Below are 13,279 nucleotides of genomic sequence, written 5' to 3' on the forward strand. Positions count from 1 at the left end.
CCGCCCCGCTCTCCGCCCCTCCGACTCAAAGAGCCGGATTCCATCGATAGCGGAACGATCAGGGGACGGCGAGCGCGACGAAGGCGTCGCCCAGCTTCTTCATCACGTCCAGGGCCCGAGCCTCGGCCGTGGCGAGCAGCTCGTCGGGCTTCATGGCCTCGCGGACGTCGAAGTAGAACTTGGCCTTCGGCTCCGTGCCGCTCGGACGCGCGATGACGCGGCTCCCGCCCTCGAGCTCGAACGTCAGGACGTCGCTCTTCGGAAGGACGAGCGCCGTCTTCTCGCCGGACTTCGTCGTGCGCACCTGCCCGAGGTAGTCGCGCACGGCAACCACTTGGTGATCGCCGATCGTCCACGGCGGGTTTTGGCGGAGGCGGCTCATGATCGACCGCAACTCCGCGGCGCCTTCAGCCCCCTTGCGGGTCAGGTTGAACTGCGAGCTGACGAACAGTCCGAAGCGCCGGTAGAGCGACTCGAGGTGCGCATGGACCGTGGTGCCCTGCGCGCGGAGGACGGCCACGAGCTCGGCGAAGATGACCGCCGCACTGACGCCGTCCTTGTCGCGAACCAGATCGCCGACCGTGTAACCGAGCGCCTCCTCGTAGCCGAAGACGAACGCGGCGTTTTCCGTCTTCTCGAGGTCCATCGCGCGATTGGCGATCCACTTGAAGCCCGTGAGGACCTCTTCGTAGCGCGCGCGGAGCTCGCTCGCGATGACGCCGAGCATCGGCGAAGACACGATCGAAGCAATCGTGAGCGGCGTCTTTCCCGGGATCGTCGCGTGATCGAGCTGCGTTAGGCCCTGGGTCAGGAGGTAGTGGCCGAGGAGGACGCCCACCTGATTGCCTGTAAGCTGCATGTATCCGGTCGACGAGGTTTCGTCGGGGATGGCGATGGCGAGCCGATCGGCGTCCGGATCGTTGGCGATGACGAGCGCCGCGTTCTTCTTGCGTGCAAGCGCGAACGACAGGTCCATCGCCCCCTTCTCTTCGGGGTTCGGGAAGGCGACCGTGGGGAACTTGGCGTCGGGTTTCTGCTGCTCGGGCACCGAGGTGACGTCGGTGAAGCCGGCCTGCGAAAGCGCAAGGCGCGCGAGCTTGTCGCCGACGCCGTGCATGGGCGTGTACACGATCGTGTAGCTGCGATCGCCGTCGCTGCGCACCGAGAGCTTCTTCACCTCTGCGAGGTAGACCTTCTCGAGCTCGTCACCGAGGATCGTCACGAGGCCCTTCTTGGTGGCCTCTTCGAGCGGCATGCGCGCGACGTCTTTCGCGGCGGGCGCGCCGTCGATGGCGTGCGCGATGCCCACGTCGGTCGGCGGGATGATCTGCGCGCCGTTCCCCCAGTAAGCCTTGTACCCGTTGTACTCGGGCGGGTTGTGGCTCGCGGTGACCATGACGCCGGCCGCGCAGCCGAGATGCTTCACCGCGAATGCGAGCATCGGCGTCGGCTCGACTTCGGAGAACAGCGAGCTCGCGATGCCCGCCGCCGCGAGCACGCAGGCCGTGTCCTCCGCGAACTCGCGGCTCATGCGACGACCGTCGTAGCCGATGACGACCCGGGCGCCCCCGGCCGCACTGCCGAGCGTCTCGCGAAGATAACGCGCGAGGCCCCACGTGGTCTGGATGACGACCGCACGATTCATGCGGTTCGGCCCCGCGCCGACGACGCCTCGCAAGCCGGCGGTGCCGAACTCGAGCGATCCGGCGAAGCGATCGGCGAGGTCGGTCGCTCCCGGATCGGGCGATGCCAGCAGGGCTTCGATCTCGGCGCGGCTTTCGAGATCGGGATCGTTGTCGGCCCACGCACGGGCTTTGGCGATGAGATCGGCCGAGGGCTTCGTCATGGACGCTGACTACCACACCCCGCCGTGAGCCGGCAGGCACGGCCGCGCTCGATCACGTCTCACTGCGCCAGGCCGCAGCTGCGGCGTCAGCCCGCCCAGGCCTTGCAGGTGCCGCGCGGGTGGATCGGCCCCTTCATGAGCCGGCACGTCCCGCACTGATCGCTCGACGGCGCGCGGACGTACTGGCGGCACATGGAACAGTTGCGCCACGAGTCCGTCGCAATCTCGACGTAGGCGAGGCCTTTGCGGGCTTCGATGTCTTCGTTCGAAAGCGAGCCGGTGTCCGGACACGTTGCAGGCCCGTTGTCCCGCTTGCACGCCGGCAAGACGGTGAGAACGGCGAGCGCCTTCAGGCCCCCAGAGAGAAACGCGCGGCGGCTGGCCTGATGGCGCGAGCTAGGGTCGTTCGACATGAATCGGTACTAGAGGCGCTCTCGCCGGAAGGCCAGCGCTCAGAGCCAGAGGAACGCGAACAGTGCCGCGAGATACCAGTTCCACTCGTGTCGGCGCTTGAAGCTCGGGAGCACGTTCCACGTGGTCTTGGCGTTCGCGATGGCTTCCTTCGCACCGGCCTCGTCCTTGCGCTTCTTGCGAACGCGAGCGAGGCGAACGTAGACGGCGATCGACGACTGGTTCTGATCGATGTAGCGGTCGAGCGCGTCTTCGGCCTCTTCCCAGCGCCCGAGGCGCACGAGCACGTTGGCCGCGATCATGTACGGGTCGCCGCGCCCGATGTCCGGTGCGATCGTCACCGCGGCAACGAGCGCATCGAGCGCGCCTTCCAGCTCGCCCGCCTGCGCGCGTGCAAGACCGAGGAGGTAGAGGATCTCCGCGTCGTCACGTGAGCCCTGAGGATGCCGCCTCGACTCCGCCATGCGCTCGCGCGCCTTCTCGAGCAGAGCGATCGCCTTTCGAGGTCGCTTCAGGTCGAGATAGACGCGCGCGAGATCGCGGCACGCGACGAGGTTGCTCGGGTTGAGCTGGAGCTGTCCGTTCAGCTTGTGCGCACGACCGAGCGCGCGGAAGAGCACGACCGGGTCGGGGAGAAATCCGCGGCAGAGCCAGAAGACGAGCGCAAGCGCGGCCGCAGCCGGATTCTGAACCGCGTACGCCAGCGCGAACGACATCAAATAATAGGTGAAGTAGCCCATCGCCCTGCTCCCACCGTCCATACTACAGCCGCGGTTGCGCGCGTCCCTGACGGTGCCAGCTTTTCCGTTTTGCGCGCACTTCGTCGCCGAGGCCAGCAGGTTGCGTCCACAAGGACTACGCTGGGTGACGGGTTTCATGGCCAGCACCCGCGAGCTCCAGCGTGACGACGGCCGGCGTGGTGACGGATCGCCGGAAGCGGCGAAACCGCGCCTGCTGCTCGTCGAAGACGACGACGCGCTTCGTCGGAGCCTCGTCCGAATCCTGCGTCGTGAATACGCCATCGACGAGGCTGCCGACGGTCAGCAAGCTGTCGAAAAGCTGACCAACCGCACGTTCGACGTCGTCCTCAGCGACATCAACTTGCCCCATGCCTCGGGCGTCGATCTGCTCCGCAAAGTGCGCGACTACGATCTCGACGTGCCGGTCATCCTCATGACGGGCCAACCGAGCATCGAGACGGCCATCCAGGCCGTCGACCTCGGAGCGTTCACGTATCTCCGAAAGCCCTTCGAAAATGGCGCGGTGGAGCAAGCACTCAGCCGCGCCAGCAAGCTGGGTCGCCTCGCGCGCATCAAGCGCGAAGCGCTGACCACCGGCGGTGACGGCGCCGCCTTGGCGGGCGATCGCGCCGGTCTCACCGCGAGCTTCGAACGCGCGCTCGACACGCTCTGGCTCGCGTTCCAGCCCATTCTCGACGGGCGCACGCAACGCACGGTCGGCTTCGAGGCGCTCATGCGCTGCAAGGAGCCCTCGATGCCCACGCCGGGTGCCGTGCTCGAGGCCGCGGAACGGCTCGACCGCATCCACGAGCTGGGTCGGCGCGTCCGCGAGCGCGTGGCGGCATCGTTCGTTCCGCCTGCCCCCGACGGGATGATCTTCGTCAATCTCCACGCCGCCGAGCTGAGCGACCCCGAGCTCTATTCGGACAAGTCCCCCCTTTCGCAGATTGCCCGTCACGTGGTGCTCGAGATCACCGAGCGCTCGGCCCTCGAAGACGTCGCCGAAACGCGCGACCGCGCCGCCGCGTTGCGCAAGCTCGGTTACCGCATCGCCATCGACGATCTCGGCGCCGGCTACGCAGGCCTCACGAGCTTCGCCAACCTCGAGCCCGAAGTGGTGAAGCTCGACATGTCGCTCGTGCGCGGGATCGAAGATTCGCCCGTGCGCTATCGCATCGTCGAAGGCATCACCGACCTATGCCGGTCGCTCAGCATGAAGGTCGTGGCCGAAGGCATCGAGACGCTGCCCGAGTTCGACCAGATCCAGCAGCTCGGTTGCGACTACCTGCAGGGCTACCTGTTCGGTCGCCCGAAACGCGCGCTGGTGGCCGGCACGCAGCGCGCGTGATTCCGAGGCGGAGAAACAGGCGCGCTCAGGTCTGCGCCTGACGCATGCCCGGCGCCTCGCGGCCCGTCGACGAAACGTACTCGTCGTAGGTACCACCATACACGCGCGGCCCGTCCTTCGAGAGCTCGAGCACACGGGTGGCGATGGCGCGGAGGAAGTTACGATCGTGGGAGACGAAGACGATCGTGCCTTCGTAGGTCGCGAGCGCCTTCACGAGCGCGCGCTTGGTCACGATGTCGAGATGGTTGGTGGGCTCGTCGAGGACGAGGAGGTTCGGCGCGTCGAAGAGGATCTTCGCCAGCGCCAAGCGCGCCTTCTCGCCACCGGAGAGGATGCGGATGGGCTTTTCGTGGTCGTCGCCGTGGAAGCCGAAGGCGCCGGCGAGCGAGCGGAGCGTGCCGAGGTTCGTGGTCGGCGAATGGGCCACGAGCTCCTCGATGACCGTGCGATCGGCCGAGAGCTGCTCCATCTGGTGCTGCGCGAAGTAGCCCATGGTGACGGAGGCACCGATGCCGACGGCCCCCGCGTCCGGCGTGAGGCCGCCCGCGATCATCTTGAGGAGGGTCGTCTTGCCGGAGCCGTTCTCGCCCATGACGGCCCAGCGCTCGTTGCGGCGCACGAGGAGGCTCGTGCCGCCGTGGACGACCTTCTCGCCGTACTTCTTGGCAACGCCCTCGACCTTGATGACGTCGTCACCGCTGCGCGCGGCCTTCTTGAAGTCGAAGGTTTTCTCGATCACGCGGCGCGGCGGCTCGATCTTCTCGATCTTGTCGAGCTTCTTCACGCGCGACTGGACCTGCGCGGCGTGGCTCGCACGGGCCTTGAAGCGCTCGATGAACGCCTTCTCCTTGGCGAGCATCGCCTGCTGGCGCTCGTACTGCGCTTCGTACTGCGCGGCGGCGATCGCGCGCTGCGCTTCGTAGAACTCGTAGTCGCCGGAGTACGACTTGATGTCGCCAGCGTCGATTTCGATGATCTTCTTCACGACGCGATTCATGACGTCGCGGTCGTGGCAGGTCATCAGAACCGCGCCCTGGTAATCGCGGAGGAAGCCCTCGAGCCAGAGGATCGACTCGATGTCGAGGTAGTTGGTGGGCTCGTCGAGCAGGAGCACTTCGGGGCGCGCGAGGAGGATCTGCGCGAGCGCCACGCGCATCTTCCAACCGCCGGAGAGGTTGCCAACGTCACCGGCGACGAACGCCGGCGAGAAGCCGAGGCCGGCGAGAATCGCCTGGGCTCGCGCCTCGAGGTCGTAACCGCCGAGCTCCTGGAAGCGTGCTTGAACTTCGCCGTAGCGCTCGACCGCGTCCGCGAAGTCGGGTGACTCGTGGTCGTTGAGCTTGGCTTCGAGGTCTTTGAGCTCTTCCCCGAGACGGCCGGCCTCGCCCGCGCCCGAGAGCGTTTCGGCGAGCACGCTGCGCCCCTTGAGGTCGCCCACGTCCTGCCTGAAATACCCGATCGTGATGCGCTTGGGCCGGTCGACGATGCCGTCGTCAGGCTGCTCCTCGCCCGTGATAAGGCGGAAGATCGTGCTCTTACCGGCGCCGTTGGGACCGACGAGCCCGACCTTCTCTCCCGGGCCTAGAAAAAACGAGGCCTCGACGAAGAGGATCTGCCCACCGTACTGCTTGGAAACGTTCGAAATCGAAATCATCGGTCGCGGCGCAGGCTCTTAGCACGCCGCGCGCGGTTCGGCTGCGATATGCCCTATAGTTCGCCGCCATGTTCGTAGGTCTCGCCTTCGCCGTTCGTCGCGCGATGTGGGCGATCCCTACGCTCTTCGGCGTGAGCTTCGTCGTCTTCCTCCTGACGACCTTGCTCCCCGATCCCGGGGGAAAAGCCGCCAGAAACGACGTTCCGGCGCGCCTCCAGGAGGACGACCTCCGGCGCGCCAGGTTTCTCGATCTCCCTCGTTTCTTCAACGTCACGCCACAGGACGTAAGGTCGAGGGTCGACGCGTGCGTGGCCCACATCGTCACGAACGACGACGACGCCGTGTACTGCGAGCGGCGCCTCGCCCAGATCGGCGGCGCCGGCCTGCCCTACCTCCTCCCTCGTCTCGACGACATCCCCCCGGCCGAGCGCGGGCGGATCGCCATGGCCCTCGCCCCCGTCGCGCGTCGCATGGCCGTCGGCGACGACGCCGACTTCGAGACGCCGGAGCGCGCCGCGCTGTTCTGGTCGCGGTTCTGGGAAGATCGCTCGATCGACTTCACCGAGCCGGCGGTGCGTCGGGCTGTCAGCCGCTTCGTCGCGCGGAACAGAGAGCTTCTCGGCGAAGAGCTGAAGCTCGTCGACACGTTCGCGCTCCAAGAGGTGGTCGCGAACCTGCGCACCACCAAAGATCCGGCGGTGATCTTCCGATTGACGCGCATCCTCTCGCACGTGACCGGCCGTGACGCCGTCGTCCCCGTGGACGCCGAGCCGTCGCGTTCACGGGCCGTCGTACAGGAGTGGCTCTCGTGGTGGTACGTGCACGAGACCGACTACGTCACGCTGAAGGGCGAGGAGAAGGTCCTCGCGAGCATCGCGCAGACGCGTTACGCGAAGTGGGTGCTCGGTGCCGTGACGGGCCAGCTCGGTCTGTCCACGCGTGACGGTGCCCCTGTGTTCGACAAGCTCCTCGCACGGGCTCCGGTGACGCTCGGCATGGCGCTCGTGGCGCTGCTACTCGCCGGCGCCATCGCCATACCGCTCGGCGTGTGGACCGCGTGGCGACGCGGGCATCCATTCGATATCGCCACGGGCGCCGTGCTCCTCACGCTCTATTCGATTCCGACGTTCCTCGTGGCGCAGCTTCTCTCCACGTTCGCACGCGCAAACGATCCTCTCGTGTTGCCCGTCCTCGCGCTCACCACCGTTTCACTGTCGGTGATGACGCAGCAGCAGCGCGCATCGATGCTCGAAGCACTCGGCGAAGACTACGTCCGAACGGCGCGCGCGAAGGGCGCTCGAACGCTTCGCGTGGCCGTCGTCCATGCGCTTCGAAATGCGCTCGTTCCCACGGTCACGCTCGTCGGAGTGCAGCTCCCGGCGCTCATCGGCGCGGCGTTCGTCGTCGAAGAAGTCTTCGACGTGCACGGCATGGGATGGGAGACGCTCCGGGCGATCGAAGCGCGCGACGCCGCGTGGATCGTCGCCGTCACGCTCCTCTGTGCGGTCGTCACCACCGCCAGCCTCGTTCTCAGCGACGTCGCCTACGGCATCCTCGACCCTCGCGTGCGCGAGCAGCAGATGGGGAGACGCTGAGTGAGCGCGATGCCCGGCATGCCCTTCGAAGGAAGCCACGCGGTGCGCGCCCGCTCGCGTGCTCTGGCGATGCTCGTCGCCGCGTTCTTCGTGCTGGTCGCCATCTTCGCCGACATGCTGGCGAGCGACCTGCCCATCGCCTGCAAGACGCAAGGCCACGTGTGGCTCTTTCCGAACGTCACGCAGCCCGCCGCGCTGACGGCGATGAGCCGCGAGGAGCGCGAACGAGAGACCACGTGGTCGATTCGTCCGCTCGTCTCGTGGGGACCGCAAACCATCGACGAGCGTCCCGAGGCCGTCTTGCGGGGCCCTTGGGCCATCTCCGGTCATCCACTCGGCACCGATCGCAGCGCGCGTGACGTCTTCGCACGGCTCGTGCACGGCACGCGGAGCTACCTGGTGTTCGCACTCGCCGCGGTGATGGTGTCGCTCACCTTCGGCGTCATCTTCGGCGGCGCCGCCGGCATGTTCGGAGGCGCGAGCGATGCCCTGGTGTCACGCGCGGTCGAGACGATCTCGGCCTTCCCCTCCCTCGTGCTCGTGCTCGGCATCATGGCCGCCGTGCCGCGCCCCACACTGACCACACTCTTCGGGGCGATCGCCCTCACGCGATGGCCGGAGGTCGCGCGCCTCGTGCGCGCCGAGGTCATGCGGGTGGCCACGCGCGACTACGTCATGTCCGCCCGCGCACTCGGAGCATCGCCGATGCGTATTCTGCGCAAGCACGTGGTGCCGAACATGCGCGGTCAAGTCACGGCGCTCGGCGCCTTCGGCGTACCGGCGGTCATTCTCGTCGAAGCGTCGCTCGACTTCCTCCGCATCGGCGGAGGCGAGGGCGCGTCGTGGGGCGAGACGATGAGCGAGTTCCGCGACGCGCCTCACGCCTGGTGGCTGCTTGCGTTCCCCGGGGCCTTGCTGTTCGTGATGATCGTGGCGATGAACGTGGTGGGTGAGGCTCGGCGCGCAAGCTACGATCCGCGCGGAAGGTAGAGGTTCGACATGGCGAACGAGGGGGGCGAAGGCGCGAAGGGGGCAGTTCGCACGGAGAATGCAAGCGGGAGCCCCATGGCCGACCCCGCCGCCGCCCTGCGCAAGGACATTTCGGACCTCGGCCACATGCTTGGCGACACCCTCGTCGAGCAAGAGGGCGTCGGACTGCTCGAGCTCGAGGAGTCCATCCGCGCACTCGCCAAGGAGCGCCGCAAGAAAGGTCGCCGCGGGCCAGCCGCCGCACGCATGCAGGCGCTCATCGAAGGGCTCGACACGAAGACGGCCGAACGCGTTGCGCGCGCGTTCACGCACTACTTCCAGCTCGTCAATCTCTCCGAGCAGCACCACCGAACGCGACGCCGGCACGAGCACGCGCGCCAAGGCGACCTGCAGCTCGGCTCGTTCGAGCGCGAGATTGCGCTCGTCGCGAAGAGCGTCCCTCGCGACGCGTTCGAGGCGCTGCTGGCGCGTACGTCCGTCGAGCTCGTCTTCACCGCGCACCCCAGTGAAGCGCAGAGGCGTACGGTGCTCGACAAGGAGCGGCACGTCGCCCACTTGCTCGTGCGACGCGACCGACTCGACGCCACGCCGGCGCAGAACGAGGAGCTCACCCTCGCCTTGCGCGAGGAGATCACCACGCTCTGGCAGACCGACGAGCTCCGCACCGTTCGCCCGCGCGTCGGCGAGGAAGTGAAGAACACGCTCTTCTACCTCGAAGAGGTGCTCTTTCCGTTGATTCCCAAGTTCTACGCCGAGCTCGAACACGCAGCGCGTAAGGCATACGGCGAAGGCGTCCGCATTCCGTGCATCCTGCACTTTGGCTCGTGGGTCGGCGCCGACATGGACGGCAACCCGAACGTCACCCCGGAGGTCGCCCTCGACACGGCGTACGCGCAGGCCGCGCGCGTGGTGGGCCTCTATTTGCGGGAGATCGACGCTCTGGGCGCCGCCCTCTCACAGAGCACCCGTCGCACGACGGTGAGCGAAGAGCTCGTCCAATCGATCGCCAAAGACGCCGAAGCTCTCCCCGAGCTGGCAACCGAGCTCGCGTCCGTCGCGCGCGAGGAGCCGTACCGCAAGAAGCTTCGCTTCATGAAGGCGCGCCTCGAGGCAAGACACGAGCATCTCGTGGAGGCCCGACGCCGCGGGGGCCCCTTTCTCGAGCTCCCGTCGTATGCGTATGCCTCGCCCGGAGCGCTGCTCGCCGATCTCGACGTCATCGCTCGCTCGCTCGACGAGAACCGCGGTGCGCTCGCCGGAAGAAGGCGCGTGTGCGGCCTGCGCCGCCAAATCGAGACCTTCGGTTTCCATCTCGCCAAGCTCGACGTGCGCGTCCCCGCCGCCTGGGTTCGTGAAGCCGTCGTGGGCGACCTGCTGAAGCCCGAAAAGGGCCCCGGCATCCGCGCGATGGAGGCCGTCGCGAACATCCAGAAGATCACCGCGGGCCAGGGCGCCGAGTCGTTCATCCTCAGCATGTCGCACGGCGCCGACGACATGCGTGCGTCCCTGGTTCTCGCGCGGGCCTGTGGTCTTTATCGCCCCAAGGAGGGCGTTGCCACCGTCTCGATCGTGCCGCTCTTCGAGATGCTCGACGATCTCGAACGCGCCGCCGCGGAGGTCGAACGCGCCTCGCAGGCGCCCGAATACCGCGAGTACCTGGCGCTGCGCGGCAACCTGCAGGAGCTGATGGTCGGCTACTCCGACTCCAACAAGGACGCCGGCATTCTCTCGTCGTCCTTCGCGCTCTACCGCGCGCAGCAAGAGCTCGTCGAGGTTGCCAAGCGGAACGACTTGAAGCTGAAGATCTTCCACGGACGCGGCGGTTCGATCGGGCGCGGCGGCGGTCCTTCGCAGCGCGCCATCGAGAGCCTGCCGACCGGCGCCATCGACGGACGCTTCAAGCTCACGGAGCAAGGCGAGGTGCTCGGCTGGAAGTACCTCCTCTCGGAGATCGCCGAGCGCAATCTCGAGGTGACGACGAGCGGCGTCCTTCGCGCATCGAGCGATACCGGCGCGCCCGACGTGCAGCGCGAATTCGAAGCGGCCTTCGTCGACGTCGCGCACGACAGCCTCGAGGCCTATCGCACGCTCGTCCATGATTCGAACTTCGTGCGGTACTACGAGGAGTCGACGCCGCTCGACGAGATCGCGATGCTCAACATCGGCTCGCGCCCCGCGCATCGCAAAGATCAGGGGCAGCGGCGCCTCGAAGATCTCCGCGCCATCCCCTGGGTGTTCGCCTGGACCCAGTCGCGCCAGCTCGTCCCCGGCTGGTTCGGCGCAGGCCGCGCGCTCACACGGCTCATCGCCAAGCGCGGCGTCGAGTTCGTCCGGAGCATGCGCGAGAAGTGGCCCTTCTTCGCCTCGACCCTCGAAGCCATCGCGGTCTCCCTCGCCGTCGCCGACATGGACATCGCCGGACGCTATGCGTCGCTCGTCCGCGACCGCGCCCTCGCCCGCCGGCTCTTCACCCGGATTGCGCTCGACCACGGCCGTGCTGTCCGCGCGATTCGGAGGATCTTCGATCAGAGCACGCTGCTCGGGCACGCCCCGACGCTCGAGCGCTCGATCGCCCTACGCAATCCGTACGTCGACCCGCTGAGCTTCATCCAGATCGAGCTCCTCCGCCGGAAACGCGCGGCGACAAGTCCCTCTCCGCAGGCCGAAACCGAGCTCGAACGGGCCGTCCTTTTGACCATCAACGGTATCGCCGCCGGATTGCGGAACACGGGCTAGGCTCTCTTGGCCCCCTCCCACGACCGCGGGGCTTGGTTCTGGACGGGGGATGAGTTACGGGTGCGTAACATGCACATCTTCGGTGGATCCAGGGGTCCCGGCGGCAGCCCGGGCGGTGCAGGTGGAGCTGGCGGGGCCGGTGGTGCTGGCGGGGCTGGCGGGCCTGGCGGCAAGGGCACCATCCCCTACGTCACGGAGCGGGATTTCGAGCAGCAAGTTCTGCTCAGCGAGGTCCCCGTGCTCGTGGAGTTCATGACCGAATGGTCGCAGCCCTGCCAGGCCATCGCCCCCGAGGTCGAGGCGTTCGCCAAGGAGATGGAGGGCAAGCTCCGCGTGGTGAAGGTCGACATCGAGAAGTCCCAGATGCTCGCGCGGCAGCTGCGGCTCCAGTCGGTCCCCACGTTCATGCTCTTCGTCGATCAGCGCCTCGGTGACGCGCAGGTCGGGCCGCTCAACAAGAAGCAGCTCCGCGCGATGGTCGAGCCGTTCCTTCCGCGCCAGGAAGGCGCGCTCAAGGCGCGCGAGCTCGCCGAGCTCTTGAAGCAAGGCGTGGTCGCCGCCGTCGACGTGCGCGATGCCGGCGCTTTCGGGCGCGCTCACATCCCGGGTGCGAAGAACATCCCCGCCGAAGAACTCGGCGGCCGTCTCGCCGAGCTCTACATGCTCGCGGGGCAGCCCGTCCTCTACGATCGCTCCGGCGACAAGGTGAAGGACCTCGCCACCACAATGGCCGAGCAGGGCACGCCCGTCGCCTTCCTCGAAGGCGGATTCCTCTCCTGGGAAGCCGAAGGCCTGCCGATCGAACGCGGCTGACCGGCTTCACGGCGCGAGCGCAGCGCATGCGGCACAGGCGATGCAGCCGTGCGCGGCATGTCGTCCGACCTCACGCGCCGCAAGTTCATCGGTCTTGCTGCCGCCGGTCTCGCGCTGGCGGCGTGCAAGGCTCGTAAAAAGGAAGACGTTCCGAAGAGCCCCCATCCCGGCGCGCCGGTCGAGGGGGCAACGCAGCTTCCCGCGGCTCCGACGAGCGCCCAGCAGATGCCCATGCGGCCACTCGGAAGCACGGGCGCGATGGTTTCGCTCGTCGGCCTCGGCGGCTTCCACATCGGCCTGCCGAAAGAGGAGGACGAGGGCATCCGCCTGATCCGCACCGCGCTCGACCACGGCATCAACTTCCTCGACAACTGCTGGGACTACAACGGCGGACGCAGCGAGGAGCGCATGGGCAAGGCGCTCGAAGGCGGCTATCGCGATCGCGCCTTCTTGATGACGAAGCTCGACGGACGCACGCGCGAGGCCGCGCAAGCGCAGCTCGAACAATCGCTGAAGCGGCTACGCACGGACCGCATCGACCTCGTGCAGATCCACGAGGTGATCCGCATGACCGATCCGGCTCGCGTGTTCGCTCCCGGCGGCGCCATCGAAGCGCTCGTGCAGGCGAAACAGGCCGGCAAGCTGCGATTCATCGGCTTCACCGGACACAAGGTTCCGGAGATCCACCTCGCGATGCTGAAGACCGCCGACGAGCACGGCTTCCGCTTCGACGCGGTGCAGATGCCCCTCAACGTGATGGATGCTCATTACAAGAGCTTCGAAAAGAAGGTCTTGCCCGTCTTGCTCGAGAAGAAGATGGGCGTGCTCGGCATGAAGGCCCTCGGATCGGGCATCTTGCTCGAAAGCCACACGGTGTCGGCCGTCGAGTGCCTGCACTACGCGATGAACTTGCCGACCTCGACGGTCATCACCGGCTGCGAGACCATGGGCGTTCTCCAGCAAGCGATCGGCGCGGCCCTCTCGTTCCAGCCCCTCGACAAGCAGCGCGTGGCCACGCTCCTCGCGAGCACGGCGGCCGCCGCGAGCGACGGCAAGTACGAGAAGTTCAAAACGACCGAACGCTTCGACGGGACGGCCAGGAATCCGCGCTGGCTCGAGGGGCCCTCCATCTGATCACGAGTACGA

At 67.3% G+C, this 13,279-nt stretch carries 10 protein-coding genes; 6 read left to right on the forward strand and 4 right to left on the reverse strand.

All coding sequences use genetic code 11. The features are described from left to right. Positions 1 to 58: 58 nt before the first annotated feature. The 3 genes from AKJ09_RS04665 to AKJ09_RS04675 all read right to left on the reverse strand — a co-directional run bounded on the left by AKJ09_RS04665 (position 59) and on the right by AKJ09_RS04675 (position 3,135). Complete coding sequence (locus AKJ09_RS04665; RefSeq protein ID WP_146645973.1) at positions 59 to 1,846, reverse strand: phospho-sugar mutase; 1,788 nt, start codon at positions 1,844 to 1,846, stop codon at positions 59 to 61. 86 nt (positions 1,847 to 1,932) lie between these two features. Then, positions 1,933 to 2,259, reverse strand: a complete 327-nt coding sequence (locus AKJ09_RS04670) for a hypothetical protein (protein ID WP_146645974.1) — start codon at positions 2,257 to 2,259, stop codon at positions 1,933 to 1,935. A gap of 39 nt (positions 2,260 to 2,298) precedes the next feature. Next, positions 2,299 to 3,135: a tetratricopeptide repeat protein gene (locus AKJ09_RS04675; protein WP_169927258.1), complete on the reverse strand. Its 837-nt coding sequence runs from the start codon at positions 3,133 to 3,135 to the stop codon at positions 2,299 to 2,301. On the opposite strand from AKJ09_RS04675, the gene AKJ09_RS04680 reads away from it, so the two are divergent. After that, complete coding sequence (locus AKJ09_RS04680) at positions 3,134 to 4,345, forward strand: EAL domain-containing response regulator (protein WP_146645976.1); 1,212 nt, start codon at positions 3,134 to 3,136, stop codon at positions 4,343 to 4,345. The genes AKJ09_RS04675 and AKJ09_RS04680 overlap by 2 nt on opposite strands. 25 nt (positions 4,346 to 4,370) lie before the next feature. On the opposite strand, the gene AKJ09_RS04685 is transcribed toward AKJ09_RS04680, so the two are convergent. Beyond that, positions 4,371 to 5,999 carry an ABC-F family ATP-binding cassette domain-containing protein gene (locus tag AKJ09_RS04685; protein WP_146645977.1) on the reverse strand — a complete coding sequence of 543 codons (1,629 nt, stop codon included), beginning with the start codon at positions 5,997 to 5,999 and terminating at the stop codon, positions 4,371 to 4,373. 68 nt (positions 6,000 to 6,067) lie between these two features. Between AKJ09_RS04685 and AKJ09_RS04690 the strand changes: the two genes are divergently transcribed. The 5 genes from AKJ09_RS04690 to AKJ09_RS04710 all read left to right on the forward strand — a co-directional run bounded on the left by AKJ09_RS04690 (position 6,068) and on the right by AKJ09_RS04710 (position 13,267). Next, positions 6,068 to 7,594 (forward strand): ABC transporter permease, encoded by a 1,527-nt coding sequence (locus AKJ09_RS04690; protein WP_146645978.1) that lies wholly within the window; start codon positions 6,068 to 6,070, stop codon positions 7,592 to 7,594. A gap of 9 nt (positions 7,595 to 7,603) precedes the next feature. Further along, positions 7,604 to 8,584, forward strand: coding sequence for an ABC transporter permease (locus AKJ09_RS04695; RefSeq protein WP_169927259.1), 981 nt, complete (start codon positions 7,604 to 7,606; stop codon positions 8,582 to 8,584). Between the two features lie 9 nt (positions 8,585 to 8,593). Beyond that, positions 8,594 to 11,320 carry a phosphoenolpyruvate carboxylase gene (locus AKJ09_RS04700; protein ID WP_146645980.1) on the forward strand — a complete coding sequence of 909 codons (2,727 nt, stop codon included), beginning with the start codon at positions 8,594 to 8,596 and terminating at the stop codon, positions 11,318 to 11,320. Between the two features lie 69 nt (positions 11,321 to 11,389). Beyond that, positions 11,390 to 12,133 carry a thioredoxin domain-containing protein gene (locus tag AKJ09_RS04705; RefSeq protein WP_146655439.1) on the forward strand — a complete coding sequence of 248 codons (744 nt, stop codon included), beginning with the start codon at positions 11,390 to 11,392 and terminating at the stop codon, positions 12,131 to 12,133. Positions 12,134 to 12,190: 57 nt separating this feature from the next. Continuing rightward, positions 12,191 to 13,267, forward strand: coding sequence for an aldo/keto reductase (locus tag AKJ09_RS04710; protein ID WP_146645981.1), 1,077 nt, complete (start codon positions 12,191 to 12,193; stop codon positions 13,265 to 13,267). The last annotated feature ends 12 nt before the right edge of the window (positions 13,268 to 13,279 follow it).

This window comes from Labilithrix luteola (genome assembly GCF_001263205.1).
GTDB lineage: Bacteria > Myxococcota_A > Polyangia > Polyangiales > Polyangiaceae > Labilithrix > Labilithrix luteola.